General features: G+C 67.6%; 16 protein-coding genes. 5 read left to right on the top strand and 11 right to left on the bottom strand.

Annotated features, from left to right (window positions below; all coding sequences use genetic code 11):
* Positions 1-4: 4 nt before the first annotated feature.
* Positions 5-904 (top strand): hypothetical protein, encoded by a 900-nt coding sequence (locus tag ACNQPB_RS14345; RefSeq protein WP_498752760.1) that lies wholly within the window; start codon positions 5-7, stop codon positions 902-904.
* A gap of 104 nt (positions 905-1,008) precedes the next feature.
* Here ACNQPB_RS14345 and glpK read toward each other — a convergent pair whose 3' ends face one another.
* Both glpK and ACNQPB_RS14335 read right to left on the bottom strand, forming a co-directional pair.
* A complete protein-coding gene (gene glpK, locus ACNQPB_RS14340) occupies positions 1,009-2,523 on the bottom strand; it encodes a glycerol kinase GlpK (protein WP_498752759.1) in 1,515 nt (504 codons plus the stop codon).
* A 142-nt stretch (positions 2,524-2,665) separates the two neighbouring features.
* Positions 2,666-4,420 carry a glycerol-3-phosphate dehydrogenase/oxidase gene (locus ACNQPB_RS14335; RefSeq protein WP_498752757.1) on the bottom strand — a complete coding sequence of 585 codons (1,755 nt, stop codon included), beginning with the start codon at positions 4,418-4,420 and terminating at the stop codon, positions 2,666-2,668.
* 123 nt (positions 4,421-4,543) lie between these two features.
* Here ACNQPB_RS14335 and ACNQPB_RS14330 point away from each other — a divergent pair, with 123 nt between their 5' ends.
* The 4 genes from ACNQPB_RS14330 to ACNQPB_RS14315 are packed head-to-tail and all read left to right on the top strand — an operon-like array spanning position 4,544 to position 8,494.
* Positions 4,544-5,506, top strand: a complete 963-nt coding sequence (locus tag ACNQPB_RS14330; protein WP_498752755.1) for a sugar-binding transcriptional regulator — start codon at positions 4,544-4,546, stop codon at positions 5,504-5,506.
* 27 nt (positions 5,507-5,533) lie between these two features.
* Complete coding sequence (locus tag ACNQPB_RS14325) at positions 5,534-6,409, top strand: aldo/keto reductase (protein WP_498752753.1); 876 nt, start codon at positions 5,534-5,536, stop codon at positions 6,407-6,409.
* A gap of 58 nt (positions 6,410-6,467) precedes the next feature.
* Entirely contained in the window at positions 6,468-7,412 is a 945-nt protein-coding gene (locus ACNQPB_RS14320) for an alpha/beta fold hydrolase (protein ID WP_498752751.1), read from the top strand.
* Positions 7,409-8,494, top strand: coding sequence for a glycosyltransferase family 4 protein (locus ACNQPB_RS14315; protein ID WP_498752749.1), 1,086 nt, complete (start codon positions 7,409-7,411; stop codon positions 8,492-8,494). The genes ACNQPB_RS14320 and ACNQPB_RS14315 overlap by 4 nt, the downstream gene beginning before the upstream one ends.
* A gap of 23 nt (positions 8,495-8,517) precedes the next feature.
* Here ACNQPB_RS14315 and ACNQPB_RS14310 read toward each other — a convergent pair whose 3' ends face one another.
* The 9 genes from ACNQPB_RS14310 to carA form a co-directional block, all read right to left on the bottom strand.
* Positions 8,518-10,677 (bottom strand): primosomal protein N', encoded by a 2,160-nt coding sequence (locus ACNQPB_RS14310; protein ID WP_498752747.1) that lies wholly within the window; start codon positions 10,675-10,677, stop codon positions 8,518-8,520.
* Between the two features lie 96 nt (positions 10,678-10,773).
* Positions 10,774-12,000 (bottom strand): methionine adenosyltransferase, encoded by a 1,227-nt coding sequence (gene metK, locus ACNQPB_RS14305; RefSeq protein WP_498752745.1) that lies wholly within the window; start codon positions 11,998-12,000, stop codon positions 10,774-10,776.
* A gap of 66 nt (positions 12,001-12,066) precedes the next feature.
* Positions 12,067-13,329: a bifunctional phosphopantothenoylcysteine decarboxylase/phosphopantothenate--cysteine ligase CoaBC gene (gene coaBC, locus ACNQPB_RS14300; protein ID WP_498752744.1), complete on the bottom strand. Its 1,263-nt coding sequence runs from the start codon at positions 13,327-13,329 to the stop codon at positions 12,067-12,069.
* 27 nt (positions 13,330-13,356) lie between these two features.
* Positions 13,357-13,617 carry a DNA-directed RNA polymerase subunit omega gene (gene rpoZ, locus ACNQPB_RS14295; RefSeq protein WP_395796554.1) on the bottom strand — a complete coding sequence of 87 codons (261 nt, stop codon included), beginning with the start codon at positions 13,615-13,617 and terminating at the stop codon, positions 13,357-13,359.
* 39 nt (positions 13,618-13,656) lie between these two features.
* Complete coding sequence (gene gmk / locus ACNQPB_RS14290; protein WP_498752741.1) at positions 13,657-14,229, bottom strand: guanylate kinase; 573 nt, start codon at positions 14,227-14,229, stop codon at positions 13,657-13,659.
* Between the two features lie 21 nt (positions 14,230-14,250).
* Positions 14,251-14,577, bottom strand: coding sequence for an integration host factor, actinobacterial type (gene mihF / locus ACNQPB_RS14285; protein WP_498752739.1), 327 nt, complete (start codon positions 14,575-14,577; stop codon positions 14,251-14,253).
* 165 nt (positions 14,578-14,742) lie between these two features.
* Entirely contained in the window at positions 14,743-15,624 is an 882-nt protein-coding gene (gene pyrF / locus ACNQPB_RS14280; RefSeq protein ID WP_498752737.1) for an orotidine-5'-phosphate decarboxylase, read from the bottom strand.
* Entirely contained in the window at positions 15,617-18,925 is a 3,309-nt protein-coding gene (carB, locus tag ACNQPB_RS14275) for a carbamoyl-phosphate synthase large subunit (protein ID WP_498752735.1), read from the bottom strand. Before carB ends, pyrF begins: the two co-directional genes overlap by 8 nt.
* Positions 18,925-20,181 (bottom strand): glutamine-hydrolyzing carbamoyl-phosphate synthase small subunit, encoded by a 1,257-nt coding sequence (carA, locus tag ACNQPB_RS14270; protein WP_498752733.1) that lies wholly within the window; start codon positions 20,179-20,181, stop codon positions 18,925-18,927. Before carA ends, carB begins: the two co-directional genes overlap by 1 nt.

The following is a 20,181-nucleotide window of genomic DNA, read 5'->3' as shown; positions in this document are numbered from 1 at the left end:
TGCCATGTTCCATCGACGTCGCCGGACCACCGCAGCAACGTCAGCGCTACTGCTGGTCGCGGCCACGCTCTCCGTCGCAACGGCGGCCACGGCCAACGCGGCACCGGCCCCGGCCGAGCTGTGCGGTCCCGGCTCAGCCATCAATTACAACGCCGCGGACTTCACGCAACCCACGAAGATCAGCAACAAGTGGCTCCCGTTGACGCCCGGCATGCAGTCCACCACCACCGGGACGGTCACCTCCGCTGACGGCGTCCACTCGCACTCCGTCATCCACACCGTCACCGGACTGACCAAGGTGATCGGCGGCGTCACCACGCGCGTCCTGTGGGACCGTGACTACCAGGACGGCCAGCTGCAGGAATCCGAACTCGCGTTCTTCGCCCAAAGCCGGCAGGGCGCGGTGTGGCTCTTCGGCGAGTATCCCGAAGAGTATGAGAACGGCGCCCTCGTTGGTGCCCCGAGCACGTTCATCCACGGCCTGGCCAAGGCCGAGGCAGGCACGGCAATGCCGGCCAGGCCGTCCCTGACCGCTGCCGACCATGTCCAGGCGTATGCGCCCAAGATCGATTTCCTGGATTGTGGCAGTGTCTTCCAGAAGGACCAGCACGTGTGCGTCCCCACCGGCTGTTACGACGACGTCCTGGTCATCGATGAATACAGCCCGCTTGAAGCGCCCGACGCCGGACACCAGCGGAAGTTCTATTCCGCCGGTACCGGGTTGGTCAAGGTGACGGCGGTCGGCGGCCCGGACCAGGAATTCATGGACCTTGTCAGTATCCGCACGCTGACCGCTGCCGAGCTGGGCCAGGTCAACGCCTACGCCCTTGACATGGACGCGCGCGGCTACAAAGTCAGCCGGAGCGTCTACGCGAAAACCGCACCGGCGACGGTCGGGCCATGAACCGGACCGGAAACCGGTCCGTGAACCTGTGAACGTAACGAGGCCGGGGCGGCATGGCCACCCCGGCCTCGTTGAGTCAGCTGCCCCATGTCAGCAGCCAAGCGTCAGCGGACGTCCTCGTCCACCCAGTCCATCGACTTGGTGACTGCCTTCTTCCAGAGGCGCAGCTGCCGCTCCTGCTCCTCGGCAGGAAGCTGCGGCTCCCAGCGCTTGTCCTCGCCCCAGTTCGCGGACAGTTCGCCGAGATCCTTCCAGAAGCCGACGGCGAGGCCGGCCGCGTAGGCGGCGCCCAGAGCCGTGGTTTCCACGACCTTCGGACGGACCACCGGCACACCGAGGATGTCCGCCTGGAACTGCATGAGCGCCTCATTGGCGACCATGCCGCCGTCGACCTTCAGCTCGGTGAGCGGAACACCGGAATCGGCGTTGACGGCGTCGAGCACTTCGCGGGTCTGGAAGGCGGTGGCCTCCAGCGCCGCACGGGCGATGTGGCCCTTGTTGGCAAAACGGGTCAGGCCCACGATGGCGCCGCGCGCGTCGGCCCGCCAGTACGGGGCGAACAGGCCGGAGAACGCGGGCACGATGTAAACGCCACCATTGTCCGCGACTCCGGAGGCCAGCGTCTCCACCTCGGGAGCTGAGCCGATCATGCCCAGGTTGTCGCGCAGCCACTGGATCAGCGAACCGGTGACGGCGATGGAACCTTCCAGGGCGTAGCGCGGCTTGTCGTTGCCCAGCTTGTATCCGAGGGTGGTCAGCAGCCCGTTCTTCGAGTGGACGATTTCCTCGCCGGTGTTGAAGATCAGGAAGCACCCGGTGCCGTAGGTGTTCTTCGCTTCGCCGGCCTGGAAGGCGGCCTGGCCGAAGGTTGCTGCCTGCTGGTCGCCGAGGATGCCGGACACCGGCACCTCCCGGAGCAACTGGGAGCTGTGCACCTGCCCGTACACCTCCGAGGAGGAAAGGATGGCGGGCATCATGGAGGCCGGAACGCCGAAGGCGTCCAGGATCTCCTGGTCCCACTGCAGCGTTTCCAGATCCATGAACATGGTGCGCGAGGCGTTGGTGACGTCCGTGGCGTGCACGCCGCCGTCGGGGCCGCCGGTCAGGTTCCAGAGGACCCAGGCATCGGTGTTGCCGAAGATGAGATCGCCCGCCTCTGCCTTGGCGCGGGCGCCTTCGACGTTGTCCAGGATCCACTTGATCTTCGTGCCGGAAAAGTAGGTGGCCAGGGGCAGGCCCACCTTCTGTTTGAAGCGCTCCACGCCGCCGTCGGCGGACAGTTCGTCCACGATCGGCTGCGTACGTGTGTCCTGCCAGACGATCGCGTTGTAGACCGGCTCGCCGGTGTTCTTGTCCCAGACGACGGCGGTCTCGCGCTGGTTGGTGATGCCGACGGCGGCGATGTCGTGCCGGGTCAGGCTCGCCTTGGACAGCGCGGAACCGATGACCTCCCGCACGTTGTCCCAGATTTCCACCGGGTTGTGCTCCACCCAGCCGGCCTGCGGGAAGATCTGCTCGTGCTCCAACTGGCCGGTGGAGACGATGTTTCCCGTGTGGTCGAACACGATGGCGCGCGAGCTGGTGGTGCCCTGGTCGATGGCGATTACGTGCTGGTTCACGATGACGTCCTTGTCTCTTTGCTGCTGTGCCTGTGTTGGAGGTTACTTGGTCGCGGCGAAATCCACCGCGACGCATCAAAACCCGCCATTGTTGCCCTTCGTGCCATTCAAGGCCTTGTTGGCCACGACGCCGCCGCGGGCGTCAGGACACGAGGCTGTGTACCGTGACCCGGTGGAACCGCTGGAGCACGTCCTGGGCGTGCTGGATTTCATTGGCCTTGCGGCCCCCGTCCCAGCCCAGCGGGCCGGCCAGGACGTCGGCCAGTTCGTTGAGCAGTTCTCCTGTGACGAGTCCGCGGAAGGCCAGGGATGTGCGGCGGATCAGCACGTCCACGAGGTGGCCGATCTGCTCGTGCGCGGCCATGAACTGTAGTTCGCGCACGCTCAGTTCGTGGGTGGAGCGCAGCAGTTCGTCGTCGCCGGCCGTCAGGTAGCCGAGGACTTCTTCGGCGCGGGTGCCGTAGCGGGCCAGGAGCCCGGCCACCCGTTCGGCACCGAAGCCGGGAGACATGTGCCGCTTGATCCAGTCCTGCACACCTTCCTCGTTCGCGGGGAAGCCGGCGCCGCCGCCGATGGCGAGTTTCGCCGTCGAGACCTTGCGTTCCATGTTCAATTCAGCGAGCACGTCGTTGCTGAGGTGCTCGGCCAGCGCCCGGAAGGTGGTCCATTTGCCACCCACCAGGGAGAGGACGACGGCGGAACCCGCCCCGCCCGGTGCGCTCCGCTCGATGCGGTAGTCGCGGGAGACGAAGCCCGGCTGGGTGTCGTCGTGGCGGGGCAGCGGCCGGACGCCGGAGAAGCTGTAGACGATCTGCCCGCGGTCGACCTTGATGGCCGGGAACACGTTCCCCACCAGTTCGAAGAAATAGTCGATCTCCTGTTCGGTGCAGACGGCGTCCTCGGCCATGTCCGCGTCGACGTCGGTGGTGCCCATCAAGACGCGGTCGCCCATCGGGTAGATGAGCACGATCCGGCCGTCCGTGTGCTCGAAGAAGATCTCCCGGCCTTTGCATGCAGCCAGCAGTTCCGGGTGGTCCAGGACGATGTGCGAGCCCTTGGTGCCGCCCATGAAGCTGCTGGGCCGGCCGAGCGCATTGTTGGTCAGGTCCACCCACGCGCCGGTGGTGTTGACGATGACGTCGGCCTCGAAGGTGAACTCCTCGCCGGTGAGTTCGTCGCGCAGCCGGGCTTCGCCGTCGGCCATCGACACGAGCGAGATGTAGTTGGCGGCCCGGGCAGTACCGCCGCTGATATGGCTGCCGGCACCTGCCTTCACGCCGTCCTGCAGCACGTCCAGGGTGAGGCGTTCCGGGTTGTGGACCGAGGCGTCGAAATAGGTGGCGGTGTACTTGACCCTGGGGTCCAGCGCGGGCAACTCGGCCAGTGCGGCATCCCGGCCGCGGAACAGGTGCCGCGGGACGCTGCCGCCGTCGCGGGAGAAGGAGTCGTACAGGCTCAGGCCGAGCTTGATGAGAAAGGCCCCGCGTTCCTTCGGCTTGCCTTGCTTGTGGGTCAGGAAGCGCAGGGGCGCGGACAGGACGCCGGAGAAGGTGCTGAAGATCGGGATGGTGGTCTGCAGGGGCTTGACGTAGTGCGGGGCGATCTTCAGGAGGCGGTTGCGTTCGACGACGGACTCGCGCACCAGCCGGAACTCGCCGTTTTCGAGGTAGCGGATGCCTCCATGGATCATGTGCGAGGAGGCGCCGCTGGCGCCCTGGCAGAAGTCGCCGCGTTCAACGAGGGCGACGTCCACGCCCTGCAGCGCCAGGTCGCGGAAGGTGCCGACGCCGTTGATGCCGCCGCCGATGATCAGAACCTGAGCTTTGGGACGCCCGCGCAACGCTGCTGCCGTGGCCCGTTCGCTTGCTGCGGAGGGGAAATTCGTGGTGGGTCCCAAAACTGGCTCCTGGGGCTTGGGGTGGTGCGCTGCATCATGCCGGGCGCATCTTGCACACCCATTCTTTGAAATAGTGGAAAATGAAATCAAGCCATTTGCACAAACGTGCAGAACGGAGTTGGGATGCCACGACCACGACACTCGGAAGCGCTACGGGCCGCGCAGATGTACTACCTGCAGGACCTCACCATGGACGCAATTGCACGGGAGCTGCGGACCTCCCGCTCGACCGTTTCGCGGCTGCTGTCCTCCGCCCGTGACTCCGGCCTGGTACAGATCCAGATCCGCAGCCCCCTGGACTCGGCCCCGGAACTGGAGCGGTTGATCCGCGACCAGTACGACGTGGATGCCCATGTGGTCCCGGTGCTGGACACCCTGAACGAGGCAGAGACCCTGGACCGGGTGGCGATGCAGGCCGCCCGGACGATCGGCCCCCTGGTGGATTCGAATGCGATCATCGGCGTGGCCTGGGGTGCCACGATCAGCGCCGTAAGCCGCCACCTGACCCGCAAGATCACCTACGACAGCATCGTGCTCCAGCTCAACGGGGCCGGTAACATGCAGACCACCGGCATCACCTATGCGAGCGACATCATGCGTCGGTTCGGCATGGCCTACGGCGCCCGGGTGGAGCAGTTTCCCGTGCCCGCGTTCTTCGACCACGCGTCCACGAAGACCGCGATGTGGAAGGAACGCAGCGTGCGGCGGGTGCTGAACCTACAGGACCGGATGAGCATCGCGATCTTCGGCGTCGGCTCCGTCGATTCCTCCTACCCCAGCCACGTCTATGCCGGCGGGTACCTGGATGAGGAGGACCTCAAGCTGCTCGCCGGTTCGGATGTGGTGGGCGACGTCGCCACTGTGTTCTTCCGCGCGGACGGCTCGTCGGACGGGATCACCCTGAACGAAAGGAGTACCGGTCCCAGCCATGAACAGCTGCGCCAGGTGCGTCGGCGCATCTGCGTGGTGTCCGGCGCTTCCAAGATCGACGGCCTGCGCGGGGCGCTCGCGGCCCGGCTCGCCACGGACCTGATTGTCGACGAGGCCACGGCACGGCGCCTGGTCAGCTTCGGTGACTCCGCGTGAGCCCGGTGGATAGGTAGAGTCTTTGCTATGAAACCCTCGCCGCGGCTCAGCCTCAACAATGGTGTCCTGATCGACCAGTTGGGGTTCGGCCTGTACAAGGTGCCGCCGGCGGATGCAGCCGGGCTCGTGTCCACGGCCATCGCCGCCGGATACCGGCACTTCGATACCGCGGCGATGTACCGCAACGAAACCGGTGTGGGCAAGGGAATCGGCCGTGCGCTCGCCCCTTCCGGGGAGGACGTCACAGGTGGCTCCGGGGAGGAATTCCACGCGCTCTCCCGCAACGACATCTTCGTCACCACCAAGCTGTGGAACGATGACCAGGGCTACGACAGCACGCTGCGCGCCTTCGACGAATCAATGACGCGGCTGGGCCTGGACCATGTGGACCTCTACCTGATCCACTGGCCGTGCGCTGCCCGCGGGCTGTTCCAGGAAAGCTACAAAGCCATGGAAACCCTGTACCGCGAAGGCCGCGTCCGGGCAATCGGCGTGTGCAACTTCCAGACCGCGCACCTTGAGGCCCTCATGGCGTCCGCGGAGGTGGTGCCGGCCGTGAACCAGATCGAACTCCACCCGTGGCTGCAGCAAGGGAAACTCCGGGCGCTGCACGATCAGCTGGGCATCCGCACCGAGGCTTGGAGCCCCCTGGGCCGCGGCCAGGTGCTGGCCGACCCGGCCATCCAGGCGCTCGCGGAGAAGCACGGCCGGACGCCGGCCCAGATCGTGATCCGCTGGCACCTGCAACTGGGCAACATCGTTATCCCCAAGGCAAGTTCCGGTGCCCGCATCGAGGAAAACTTCAGGGTTTTCGACTTCGAACTTCCCGCCGAGGACATGGACGGACTGGCCTCGCTGGAACGCCACCACCGCACGGGTTCACACCCGGACAATGTCAATTAGAAGCGCTGTCAATCAAGAGCGCCGTCAACTAAGACCCAGCCGATTTAGGACCATACGCATGGAACAACTGGACACCGGCCGCTCCGGCCCCGCACCGGACCCGCAGGCGGCGTTCTTCAGCCCGTCCCTCGCCGGACGGACCCGCGCCTCGGACCTGGAGCTCGACGGCGGCACGGTCGCCTACTGGTCCTACGAGCCGGTCCACGCCACGCCGGCCACCCGCACCATCCTGGTAATCCACGGATTCCGCGGCGACCACCACGGGCTGCTCCGCGTGGTGGACATGCTGCCGGAGATGCGCGTGATCGTCCCGGACCTTCCCGGTTTCGGCAGCTCGGACGCGTTTGTCCGGGGCGAGCACACCGTGGAGCGCTACGGAAAGTTCATCTCCGACTTCATGGCCGCACTCGACCTCGGGCCGGACACCGTGCTGCTGGGGCATTCCTTCGGCTCCATCATCACCAGCCGCTTCGTTGCGGACAACCCCGGCGCAGTCACTCCCTTGGTGCTGATCAATCCCATCGCCTCCCCCGCGCTGGAAGGTCCCAAGGGCCTCATGACCAGGCTCGCCGTGTTCTACTACCAGCTGTCCGCCCGGCTGCCGCGGCGGTTGGGCCTGGCCCTCCTGCGGAACCGGCTGATCGTGCGGGTGATGAGCGAAACCATGGCCAAGACGCGGGACAAGCAGCTGCGCGGATTCGTCCATGGCCAGCACGATGCGTACTTCTCCGCCTTCGCGGACCGGAACAGCCTCCTCGAATCCTTCAAGGCCTCGGTGTCCAGCCACGTGGCCGAGGCGGCGCCCCGGCTGCAGCTGCCGGTCCTGCTCATCGCCGGCGAAAAGGATGAGATCGCCACCCTCCCGGCCCAGCACAAGCTGCTGGAAAGCCTGCCGGACGGCCGGCTCGTAGTGATTCCCGGCGTCGGGCATTTGATCCACTACGAGACGCCGGAACCCGCAGCAGCCGCCATCCGCACCTTCCTGGAGGAACATCCCGCGTGAAAATCGTCATCGACGCCCGATTTACCCGGACCGACCATCACGACGGAATCAGCCGCTACGGTTCAAGCCTCATCGCTGCCACCGCCAAAATTGCCGACGTGACGATGCTGATCAGCGATACCCGCCAGCTCGCCCTGCTCCCGGACGTTCCCCACGTGCTCGTCAACAGCCCTCTCTCGCCAATGGAACTTTTCGTGGCCCGGGAGGTCAACAAGCTCGGCGCCGACGTGGTGGTCTGCCCCATGCAGACGATGGGCACGCTCGGCCGCAAGTACGGGCTGGTCCTGACCCTCCACGACCTCATCTACTACGAGCACCCCGCGCCTCCCGGTTTCCTGCCGGCGCCCGTGCGGCTGCTTTGGCGCCTGTACCACAAGGCCTTCTGGCCGCAGAGAGTGCTGCTGAACCGGGCGGACATCGTGGCCACCATCAGCCACACCACCGAGGCCCTGATGGCCAAGTACCGCCTGACCAGGCGGCCGGTGCGGATCGTCGGGAACGCACCGCAGCCGGGACAGCAGCCGCGGGATCCGGAAGGCGGCGTCGACAAATCCCTGCTCTACATGGGCTCGTTCATGCCGTACAAGAACGTGGAAACCATGATCCGCGGCATGGCCGGCCTTCCCGAATTCACCCTGCACCTGCTCAGCCGGATCACCCCGCAGCGCCGGGCCGAGCTGGAGGCGCTGGTGCCGGCGGGCGCGGACGTCCGCTTCCACAACGGTGTCACGGACGAGGAGTACAGCGACTTGCTGGTCAAGGCGACCGCCCTGGTGAGCCTTTCCCGTGCCGAGGGCTACGGGCTTCCCCTCGTTGAAGCCATGGCCCTCGGCACACCCGTGATCGCCAGCGACATCCCGATATTCCGCGAGGTGGGATCGGACGCAGCCAGCTACGTGGACCCGGATTCACCCACCGCGTTCACGGCCGCGGTGCAGGAACTCCGTGACGGGCAGTTTTGGCAGAAGCGCTCCCGCCGGGGCGTCGAACGTGCGGCGGATTTCAGCTGGGAAGATTCCGCCCGGCAGCTGCTCGCGGTGGCTGAGGAAATCGTGGCCATGCGCGGCAAGAAACGGCGCTGACAACCCGCCAGCAGTGGCTTCGGCTACAACACGTCCACGCCGTCGAGCCTGAGCTGCACGGGACCGGCTGTCCGTTTCGCCGCACTCGCGGCTTTCACCGCGCGCATTGCCCTGGTGGCCTGCGCCGCCTGCCCGTAGGGAATGAACAGCAAGGTGCGGACGTCGGCTTCCCCGGCCTGGCTGCCCTGCCGGCCGGCCGAGAACGAGAGCGGTGACGGCCCGACGGCGCGCAGCTCCAGGGAGCGTTCGAGGGCACCAGTGAAATGCACGACGTCGGCACGCGGACCGGTCACGGAAGCGACGCGAACCGCCGGGGGTAGCTTCAGTTCCTGGCGCAGGGCCAGTTCCCGGGCGGCAAAGCCCGCCGGGTCCCAGCGCAGCAAGGCCCCCGTGGCCGTGCTGTCGTCCGCCGTGACGACCACCAGTCCACCCTCCGACGCCGGCCGGACCAGGGCGGCCGCGTTGAACCAGCGCCGCACGGTGTCTTCGCCGGCCCGCAGGTTCTCGCGCCGCAGCAGTGAATCGCCGTCCAGGAGCAGCGCAGCAGCGTAGCCCTGATCAGCCACGGGCTCGGCGCCGATCGTGGCAACCACCAAGGCCGGCGACGTGCCGACCCGGGCCTTGACCTGATCGCCCGACGACGTGACCACCGCCTTGCCCGGGAAGGCCCGGCCAAGTTCCTCGGCTGTGCGCAGCACCCCGGCGGCACCGCGCCGCAGCCGCCTTCCGCCGCAGTGCCGGCACTGCCATTCAGGCGCGGGAGTGGAGCACCAGCGGCATTGCGGCGGGGAGGAAGGGCCCGTGACGGCGAGGGGCCCCTGGCAGTTGGTGCAGCGTGCCGGCTCCCGGCAGTGCTCGCACACCAGCGACGGGGCATAGCCGGCCCGGGCCACCTGCACGAGCACCGGGCCGCGTTCCAGCCCCTCCTTCGCCGCGCGCCACGCCGCGCCCGGCAGCCTTGCGATGCGGGCCAGGGGGTCCCGCTCCTGCTCGAAGCTGTCAGCCGTGTTCAGGACGCGGGGGGTCCTGCTGCGGACAACGGTCCGCGGGGCGTCCACCGCCACCGCCCAGCCGGTGCCCACGAGGCGTTGAAGTTCCGTGCTCCTGCTGTGGGCTGCCATGAGGCACGCCGCCGACTCCTGTTCACTGCGCAGCAGCAGGACCTCGCGGGTGTGGGCGTAGGGTGCGCGCTGGTCGATGTGGAGGTCGTCGCCGTCGTCCCAGCACACCACCAGGCCGAGATCCTGCACCGGCGCGTACGCCGCCGAACGGGTGCCCACGGCAACCCCGGCGTCGCCACGGAGCAGCCTCAGGAAGCTCCGGTAGCGAGGTGTCTGGCCGTCCTCCGCGGTGAGCCGTGCAATGTCCGCGGCCGGCAGGACCTCCAGGAGGGCCTCCTCCATGCGGTCAAGGTCCCGGTGGTCCGGAACCACGACGACGGCGCCCCGGCCCGAGGACCGTGCCGCGGCGACGGCGGCCGCAAGCAGGCGCGGCCAGCTGTCCCGGCCGTAGCCCTGCACTGCCGTGAGGACGGCGCGGGGAGACCCGCCGGCCGCAAGGTGTTGAAGGAAGGCAGGACCGCTGCCGTAGGAGGCCCAGCTTCCTGCGGCGTCCGGCTGGCTGGGCGCAGTTTGCGGGCGGTCGGTCGCGGCCTCCTGCGGGGGGCTGCCTAGGAGGTCGTCCCCGGCGAGGTAGCTCTTCTCCAGACCGGCGACGCGCGGCGGGACCGCGGTGCGCAGCACGTCGCTGAGGGTTCCCGCGTACCGTTCTGCGACCGCGGAGGCCAGGGCCAGCAGGGACCGACCCAGTACGGGGACGGCCGAAACCACTTTGAGCAGCGGCACCAGCGCCGGGCCGCCCGGGGTGTATCCCTTGCGTTCGAGGATGTATCCGCTCAGTTCCTGGCCGTTGAAGCGCACCTTGACGCGGACCCCGGGCAGCGCGGATTCGGCGAGCTTGGCCGGGACGCTGTAGTCGAAGGGCCTGTCCAAGTGGGGCAGCGGCGATTCAATCAGCACCGCAGCGACCGGGTCCACCGCAGCAGACTCAGGGCCGCCTGCCGGAGCCTGTGCCGGGAAACCCTGCAGCAGGGAAGGCTGGCGCGCCGAAGCCGTGGGGTCGCCAGCGGGAGGGTCCCCGGCGAGAGGATCCGCAGCTAAGGGGAACAAACTGTCCTCGCCCATCGTGGCCACCCTCCTCCGGCTCCGGCCCTTGCTTTGCTGACTCCACCAAAGCAAGGGGCACTGACATTTTTCAGCGCAGCACCCGTGACCGCCGGCTCAGGCGTTGAAGTACGCCTTCAGGTCGTCCACGCGGTCCAGGCGCTCCCAGGTGAAGTCCGGATCGTCGCGGCCGAAGTGGCCGTGGGCGGCCGTCTTGGCGTAGATGGGACGCTTGAGGTCCAGGGCGTCGATGATGGCGCGGGGGCGCAGATCGAAGATCTCCGCAATCGCATCGCTGATCTTTGCCGGGTCCACGGTCTCGGTCCCGAACGTCTCGACGTAGGTTCCCACCGGGCGGGCCTGGCCGATCGCGTAGGCGATCTGGATCTCGGCGCGCTTGGCCAGTCCTGCGGCCACCACGTTCTTGGCAACCCACCGCATGGCGTATGCCGCGGAGCGGTCCACCTTGGACGGGTCCTTGCCGGAGAAGGCGCCGCCACCGTGGCGGGCCATGCCGCCGTAGGTGTCCACGATGATCTTGCGGCCGGTGAGCCCGGCGTCGCCCACCGGGCCGCCGATCACGAACGCACCGGCCGGGTTCAGGATGTTGGTGGTGCGCGAAATGTCCAGGTCAGCGAGAGCGAGGACGGGGTCGATGACGTGCGTCGCGAGGTCGGCGCGCAGCTGGTCGAGGCTGAAGCCGTCGGCGTGCTGGCTGGAGATCACGATGGTTTCCACCGAAACGGCCCGGTCGCCGTCGTACCCGATGGTGGCCTGGGTCTTGCCGTCCGGGCGGAGGTAGGAGAGTTCGCCGTTCTTGCGGACCTCGGTGAGCCGCTCCGACAGGCGGTGCGCGATCCAGATCGGCGTGGGCATGTAGGAGGGGGTCTCATCGCTGGCGTAGCCGAACATGAGGCCCTGGTCGCCGGCGCCCTGGAGGTCGTAGTCGTCCTCCTGGCGGCCTTCGCGGGCTTCCAGCGAATTGAAGACCCCACCGGCGATGTCGTTGGACTGCTGGCCGATGGATACGGACACTCCACAGCGTGCACCGTCGAAGCCGTTGGCCGACGAGTCATAGCCGATGCCCAGGATGGTCTCGCGGACGATCTGTGGGATTTCGACGTAGGCGTCGGTGGTGACTTCACCGGCGACGTGCACCAGGCCGGTGGTGGCCATGGTTTCCACCGCGACGCGCGATTCCGGGTCGGCGGCCAGGAGGGCGTCGAGGATGGCATCGCTGATCTGGTCGCAGATCTTGTCCGGGTGCCCTTCGGTGACCGACTCCGAAGTGAAGAGCCGGAGCTTGGACGGGGTTCCGTGGGCGTGGTGCAGGGGTAAAGTCACGTGACTACCTTACTTGGTTGAGGGAAAACGGCCGGTGCCGTGTGTCCCCGTGCTAAGAATGCGGCCTCAGCCGGCAGGCGATACGCGCGTGAGCTCGGCAGCGATCCGGTCGATGACGGCGGCCGCCACGTCGGCTTTGGATCCCGCGGCTGACTGCGGTGCCGCGCCGTGCCCGGAGAGGATCACCACGGAGGTCTCGTCCTGGCCGAAGACCCGGCCGATGCCGACGTGGTTCACCACCAGCAGGTCGCAGCCCTTCCGGGCCAGCTTGGCGCGGGCGTGCTCCAGGACGTCTCCGTCCGCGTCGCCGGTCTCCGCCGCGAAACCGACGATCAACTGGCTGCCGCGTTTGCCCCCGGCCTGGGCCAGGCTGCGCTGTTCGACAAGTTCGCGGAGGATGTCGGGGTTCCGCACCAGCCGTACCAGCGGCGCGTCCTCGTCGTCCTTTTTCTTGATCTTGGTGTCGGAAATTTCTGCGGGCCGGAAGTCCGCGACCGCTGCGGCCATGATCACGACGTCGGACTCCGGCGTGGCGGCCAGCGCCGCCTCCCGCAGTTCGAGGGCGGATTCGACGCGGACAAGGTCCACGCCAGCCGGCGGTTCGACATCCATGTGGGCGGCCAGGAAGTTCACCCGGGCTCCGGCGTCGAGGGCGGCCTGGGCCAGGGCGGCGCCCTGTTTACCGGAGGAGCGGTTGCCCAGGAAGCGCACGGGATCAAGGGCCTCACGGGTGCCGCCGGCGGTGATGGTGATGGTGCGCCCCGCGAGGGGCTTCGGCGCGTCCGAGGAAGCCGTGCCCGCGGCGGCACCTGCCAGGGCAAGCGCGGCCTCGAAGATCGCCTCGGGTTCCGGAAGGCGCCCCGGGCCCGAGTCGGCACCGGTCAGGCGCCCGACGGCGGGCTCCAGCACGGTGACGCCGCGGCTCCGCAGGGTCTCCACGTTCGCCCGGGTCGCCGGGTGCTGCCACATTTCGCTGTGCATCGCCGGGGCGAAGAGCACCGGACCGTGCGCCATGAGGAGCGTGTTCGTGAGCAGGTCGCCGGCCTGGCCGGTGGCCGCCTTGGCGAGCAGGTCCGCCGTCGCGGGGGCCACCACAACGAGGTCCGCCTCGTGGCCGAGCCGGACATGGTTGACCTTCTCGACGTCGTCGAACACGCTGTTGCTCACGGGCTTGCCCGAGAGTGCCTCCCAGGTGGCGGTTCCGACGAAGCGTGTTGCCGCTTCGGTCGGGATGACCGTGACGTCGTGTCCGGCTTCAGTAAAAAGCCGGAGGAGCGATGCAACCTTGTAGGCTGCGATCCCTCCCCCGACTCCGAGGATGATGCGCACGTGGCCCCCGTCTACAGGCTGACTGCTTTACTCTGCCGGTTCGATCGGCGTGGACACCAGCAGGCCCTCGTTGATCTCGCGCAGGGCGATGGAGAGGGACTTCTCGTTCAGCTTGGTGTCAACGAGCGGGCCGACGTATTCGAAGAGGCCTTCGTGCAGCTGGGCGTAGTAGGCATTGATCTGGCGTGCACGCTTGGCGCCGAAGATCACCAGGCCGTACTTGGAATCGGCGGCCTTAAGCAGCGAGTCGATCGGCGGGTTGATGATGCCTTCAAGGTTCGTGGACACGAATTCTCCAAATTCTAGCGGGCTGACAGTTCCCGGCGCTTAGCGCTGGTGCGGGGTAAGCCCCATGAGTGAAACAAGCTCGTCCGCTGCCCGTCGGACGTCATCGTTGATGACGGTGTGGTTGAACTCCGGTTCAGCGGCAAGTTCCAGTTTAGCGGTTTCCAGGCGGCGCTGCTGTTCTTCCGGGGTTTCCGTGCCGCGCCCGACCAGGCGGCGGACCATTTCCTCCCACGACGGTGGCGCGAGGAAGACGAAGTTCGCGTCCGGCACTGCCGCCTTGACCTGGCGTGCGCCCTGCAGGTCGATTTCCAGCAGGACCGACTTGCCTTCGGCAATGGCGGCGTCAACCGTGCTGCGGAGGGTGCCGTAGCGGTTGTGCCCGTGCACCACGGCCCATTCAAGGAGCTGGCCGTCCGCCACCAGCGCATCGAACTCCGCGGCGGACTTGAAGAAGTAGTGCACCCCTTCCGTCTCCCCCGGGCGCGGCGCCCGGGTAGTGGCGGATACCGACAGCCAGACTTCCGGGTAGTTGTCGCGGATGTAGGTGGATACGGTTCCCTTGCCGACGGCGGTGGGGCCTGCGAGGACGGTCAGTCCCGGTTTCTTGCTCACATGATCCTTCAGGGTGAGGCGCTAGACGCCGTGTTTGTCTTCCATAAAATCTATCAGCGCGCGGGATTGGTGGACGCCAAGGCCGCGGAGCCTGCGCGAAGCCGCGATACGAAGGTGCTCCATGATCGCCATCGCCCGGACAGGGCCGATCCCTGGAACGGCCTCCAGCAGCTCGATCACCCGCATCCGCGCCAAGGCCTCGTCTTCGGCCGCGAGTTGGATCAACCCGGCGATGCCGAGTTCGCCTTTCCGGAGGCGTTCCTTGGCCTGGGCCCGTTGGGCCCTGGCTTTGGCCGCCTTCGCAAGGGCATCGCTACGTTCCTGTGCAGACAAAGCCTTCAGCGCCACTGGTTCTCCCCATTCTGTGCACCACTTTGCCCCGGCAGAGTGGACTAACCCCGAAGCTACCGGCATCCGCGCAATGAACGCAACGCGGAGCCGGTACCTGCCCGATGGCTGGTACCGGCCCCGCGTGGGAGTCAGGCCGCACGGCGTCCTGCACCGTGGCAGGACTCAGCTGGCCAACAGCCCGTCCCGGGTTTCCTCGGTGGCCGCACGCAAACCGGCGACGGCGGGCCCGGCAGCCAGGATGCCGCGGCTCGAGGTCGCGAGAACTGCCGGGTAGGCATCCCCGAAGGTGCTGCGCAGGTCGGCCGCGGTGGCACCCTGGGCGCCGAGTCCGGGCGCCAGCAGCGGCCCGTTGACCGCGCTCAGGTCCAGGCCCAGGTCCGCGAGGGCGCTGCCGATGGTCGCGCCGACCACCAGGCCCACCGAGCCCAGGGCACCGTCATAGCGTCCGTTCTCGGCGGCGGCCGCTTCCACGATGCGCTTGGCCACGGATTCGCTGCCGCCCACGTGCTGCACGGACTTGCCCTCGGGGTTTGAGGTAAGCGCCAGGACGAACACGCCGCGTCCGTATTCTGCGGCCAGGTCAAGGGCCGGACGCAGCGACTCGAAGCCCAGGTAAGGGCTCAGCGTCACCGAATCGGCGGCGAGGGCCGAACCGTCACGCAGCCAGGCGTCCGCGTAGGCCGCCATGGTGGACCCGATGTCTCCGCGCTTGGCATCGGCGATGCTCAGCACGCCGGCGTCGGACGCGGCGGCGAGGGTGCGCTCCAGCACGGCTATGCCGGCCGAGCCGTGGCGCTCATACAGCGCCACCTGCGGCTTGACCGCGGCAGCGAGGGAAGCGACGGCCTCCACAACGGTGAGCGAGAAGCGCTCCAAGCCGGCGACGTCGTCGTTCAGTCCCCAGTCGGCCAGCAGGCCGGGATGCGGGTCGATGCCGACGCAGAGCGGACCGCGGGCGGCCATGGCGGCGGCCAGCCGGGAACCGAAAGCCTCGCGGCCCGCCGGCTCCGCGTCCGTCCGCTGGTCAACCGTGGCCTCAGGCATTGACCGATTCCTTGGCCGCGAGCAGGTTGGCGGCGTGCTCCTGCAGGCTGGTCACGGACCATTCGTAGGTGCGCTGCGCCTCGATCGCCTGCACGGCCGCGTTGAACTCGGCCACCGTGGTGATGCAGGGAATGCCGATCGAGGTTGCGGCGGCGCGCAGTTCGTAGCCGTCGCTGCGGGCTTCGCCGCCGGAGGGCGTGTTGAAGACCATGTCGATCTCGCCGGCGACGATGAGGTCTGCGATGGTGCCTTCGCCCTCGGCGCTGGAGCCTTCGGCCACCTTGCGCACCGGGGTGGCCTGGATGCCGTTGCGGCGCAGGACATCGGCGGTGCCGCCCGTGGAGACGATCTCGAAGCCGAGGTCCGACAGACGCTTGACGCCCATGATCACCGAGCGCTTGTCACGGTTCGCGACCGAGACGAACACCTTGCCCTCGGTGGGAAGGGCGTTGCCGCCGGCAGCCTGGCTCTTGGCGAAGGCGGTGTCGAAGTGCTTGTCGATGCCCATGACCTCGCCCGTGGAGCGCATTTCCGGGCCGAGCAGGGAGTCGACGACTTTGCCTTCCGGCGTGCGGAAGCGGCTGAACGGCAGCACGGCTTCCTTCACCGCGATCGGCGCGTCGAACGGCAGGGTGGAGCCGTCACCGGTTTCCGGCAGCATCTTGTAGGCGCTGCGGAGCTGGTTGATCGTGACGCCGGTGCCGATCAGCGCGGCGGCCTTGGCCATCTGGACGCCGGTGGCCTTGGAGACGAACGGTACGGTACGGGAGGCACGCGGGTTGGCTTCCAGGACGTACAGCACGTCCGAGGCCAGCGCGAACTGGATGTTGATCAGGCCGCGCACGCCCACGCCTTCTGCGATAGCGCGGGTGGCGGTGCGAACCCGGTCGATCACGTTCTTGCCGAGGGTGATCGGGGGCAGCACGCAGGCGGAGTCACCGGAGTGCACGCCGGCTTCCTCGATGTGCTCCATGATGCCGCCGAGGTACATGTCCGTGCCGTCGAAGAGCGCGTCGACGTCGATTTCGACGGCGTCTTCGAGGAAGCGGTCGATCAGCACCGGGTGGTCCGGGGTGATTTCCGTGGCGTTGGCGATGTAGCGCGAGAGGTTGGCTTCGTCGTAGACGATCTCCATGCCGCGGCCGCCCAGCACGTAGGACGGGCGGACCAGGACCGGGTAGCCGATTTCGTCGGCGATCTTCTTGGCGTCCTCGAAGGAGACGGCGGTGCCGTTCTTCGGGGCGATCAGGCCCGCGTTGTCCAGCACGCGGGAGAACTCGCCGCGGTGCTCGGCCAGGTCGATGGCCTCGGGCGAGGTGCCCAGGATAGGCACGCCGGCGTCGGCCAGCTGCTGGGCCAGCTTCAGCGGGGTTTGGCCGCCGAGCTGGACGAACACGCCCATCACGCCGCCGGTGCGCTCCTCGGCCGCGATGACTTCGAGGACGTCCTCGAGGGTCAGCGGTTCGAAGTACAGGCGGGTGGACACGTCGTAGTCCGTGGACACGGTTTCCGGGTTGCAGTTGACCATGACGGTCTCGTAGCCGGCCTTGCGCAGCGCCATGGAGGCGTGGACGCAGGAGTAGTCGAACTCGATGCCCTGGCCGATGCGGTTCGGGCCGGAGCCGAGGATGATCACGGACGGCTTGGCGTGCAGGCCGACCTCGTCTTCCTCGTCGTAGGCCGAGTAGTGGTACGGCGTGTAGGCGGCGAACTCGGCGGCGCAGGTGTCCACGGTCTTGTAGACGGGGCGGACGCCGAGGGCCTGGCGGACGCCGCGGACCACGGCCTCGGGGTTGTGCGTCAGGGCGCCGATCTGCTCGTCGGAGAAGCCGTGCCGCTTGGCGTGGCGGAGCATGTCCTCGGTGAGCACGCCGGCCTTGCGGATTTCCCGGGCGGTTTCGTTGAGGAGCTGCAGCTGGTCCAGGAACCAGGGGTCGATCTTCGTGGCGGCGTACAGCTCTTCCACGGTGGCGCCGCCCAGCAGGGCGCGCTGGACCTGGTAGAGGCGTTCCGTTGTCGGGCGCTTGGCCTTTTCGACGAGTTCGGCGACCTCGTATTCGGGCACGTGGCTGAAGTCCAGCTGCGAGCCCTTCTGCTCGAGGGAGCGCAGGGCCTTCTGCAGGGCCTCGGTGAAGTTACGGCCCATGGCCATGGCCTCGCCCACCGACTTCATGGTGGTGGTCAGGGTCGGGTCCGCCGCCGGGAACTTCTCGAAGGCGAAGCGCGGGACCTTCACGACCACGTAGTCAAGGGTCGGTTCGAAGGACGCCGGGGTCTTCTGCGTGATGTCGTTCGGGATCTCGTCCAGGGTGTAGCCCAGGGACAGCTTGGTGGCGATCTTGGCGATCGCGAAGCCGGTGGCCTTGGACGCCAGGGCGGAGGAGCGGGAGACGCGCGGGTTCATTTCGATGACGACGACGCGGCCCGTGTCCGGGTGGATGGCGAACTGGATGTTGCAGCCGCCGGTGTCCACGCCGACTTCGCGGATGACGGCGATGGCGACGTCGCGCAGCTTCTGGTACTCGCGGTCGGTGAGGGTCAGCGCCGGGGCCACGGTGATGGAGTCGCCGGTGTGCACGCCCACGGGGTCGAAGTTCTCGATGGAGCAGACAACAACGACGTTGTCGTTCTTGTCGCGCATCATCTCGAGCTCGTATTCCTTCCAGCCGAGGATGCTCTCTTCGAGCAGCACCTCGGTGGTGGGGCTGTACTGCAGGCCCTGGCCCACGATGCGGCGCAGGTCGTCCTCGTTGTAGGCCAGGCCGGAGCCCAGGCCGCCCATGGTGAACGACGGCCGGACCACCATCGGGTAGCCAAGGTCCTCGGCGGCGGTGAAGGCCTCTTCCATGGTGTGGATGATGTGGCTGCGTGCGGATTCGGCCCCGCAGCGCTCCACGACGCCCTTGAACTTCTCGCGGTCTTCGCCGAGTTCGATCGCTGCGATGTTCGCGCCGATCAGTTCCACGTTGTACTTGGCCAGCACACCGTTCTTGTCCAGGGCGATGGCGGTGTTCAGCGCCGTCTGGCCGCCCAGTGTGGGCAGCACGGCGTCGGGGCGCTCCTTGGCGATGATCTTTTCGACCACCTCGGGGGTGATCGGCTCGACGTAGGTGGCGTCGGCGAACTCCGGGTCGGTCATGATCGTGGCCGGGTTGGAGTTCACGAGGATGACCCGCAGGCCTTCCTCCTTGAGCACGCGGAGAGCCTGGGTTCCGGAGTAGTCGAACTCGGCCGCCTGGCCGATGACGATCGGGCCGGAACCGATGACAAGGACGCTCTTGAGATCTGTACGCTTGGGCATTACTTGGTGTCCTCGCTGGTCTGAGCCGATGTGGCCTGGGCCGGATTCTGGGCGGAGTTCTTGGTGCTGTCCATCAGTTCGATGAAGCGGTCGAAGAGGTAGGCGGCGTCGTGCGGGCCCGCGGCGGCCTCGGGGTGGTACTGGACCGAGAATGCCGGGATGTCCAGGCAGGACAGGCCTTCGACGACGTTGTCGTTGAGGCTCACGTGGCTGACCTCGACGCGGCCGTAGCGCTCTTCCGGCGCCGTGGTGGCCCCGTCCATGGGAGCGTCGACGGCGAAGCCGTGGTTCTGCGAGGTGATCTCCACCTTGCCGGTGCGGCGGTCCATCACCGGCTGGTTGATGCCGCGGTGGCCGTACTTGAGCTTGTAGGTGCCGAAACCGAGGGCGCGGCCGAGGATCTGGTTGCCGAAGCAGATGCCGAAGTACGGCAGCTTCTCGTCCAGCACGGAGCGCAGCAGCTTGACCTGGGCGTCCGCCGTCGCGGGGTCGCCGGGGCCGTTGGACATGAAGAAACCGTCCGGGTTGACGGCCTTGACGTCCGCAAGGGTGGCGGTCGCCGGGAGGACGTGGACGCGGACGCCGCGTTCGGCGAAGCGGACCGGGGTCATGGCCTTGATGCCGAGGTCGATGGCCGCGATGCTGAAGCGGGCGTCGCCGTCCCAGCCGTGGTCCTTCGGCTCCACCACGTAGGCTTCGTCGATGCTGACTTCCTCGGCCAGGCGGGCGCCTTCCATCGGGGCGCTGGCCTTGACGGTGGCAAGCAGCTCGCTTTCGGCGGCCTTGGCGGCGTCACCGGAGAAGATGCCGGCACGCATGGTCTTGTTTTCGCGCAGGTGGCGGGTGATGGCGCGGGTGTCCACGCCCTGGATGCCCACAATGCCCTGCTCCACCAGCTCGGCGTCGAGGCTACGCTCAGAGCGCCAGTTGGAGGGGCGGCGGGCGGCGTCGCGCACCACGTAGCCGGCGACCCAGATCTTGCGGGATTCGGCGTCCTCGCTGTTCACGCCGGTGTTGCCGATGTGCGGTGCGGTCTGCACCACCAGCTGGCGGGCATAGGAGGGGTCGGTGATGGTTTCCTGGTAGCCGGTCATGCCGGTCGCGAAAACCGCTTCACCCAGGGCAGTGCCCTGGGCACCGTAGCTGCGGCCGCGGAACACGCGGCCGTCTTCGAGGACCAGCACTGCGGGAGCGGCGCTTGCCGCTGTGCTGGCGTCAACGTCGTTCGGATGTGTCGCTGCGTTGTTGTCCGTCAC

Origin of the sequence: Curtobacterium sp. LFS079 (genome assembly GCF_047977865.1) — a bacterium.
Taxonomy (GTDB): Bacteria; Actinomycetota; Actinomycetes; order Actinomycetales; family Micrococcaceae; genus Arthrobacter.
The sequence above is the reverse complement of the archived record's forward strand: the minus strand, read 5'-3'. Positions and strand labels throughout refer to the sequence as shown.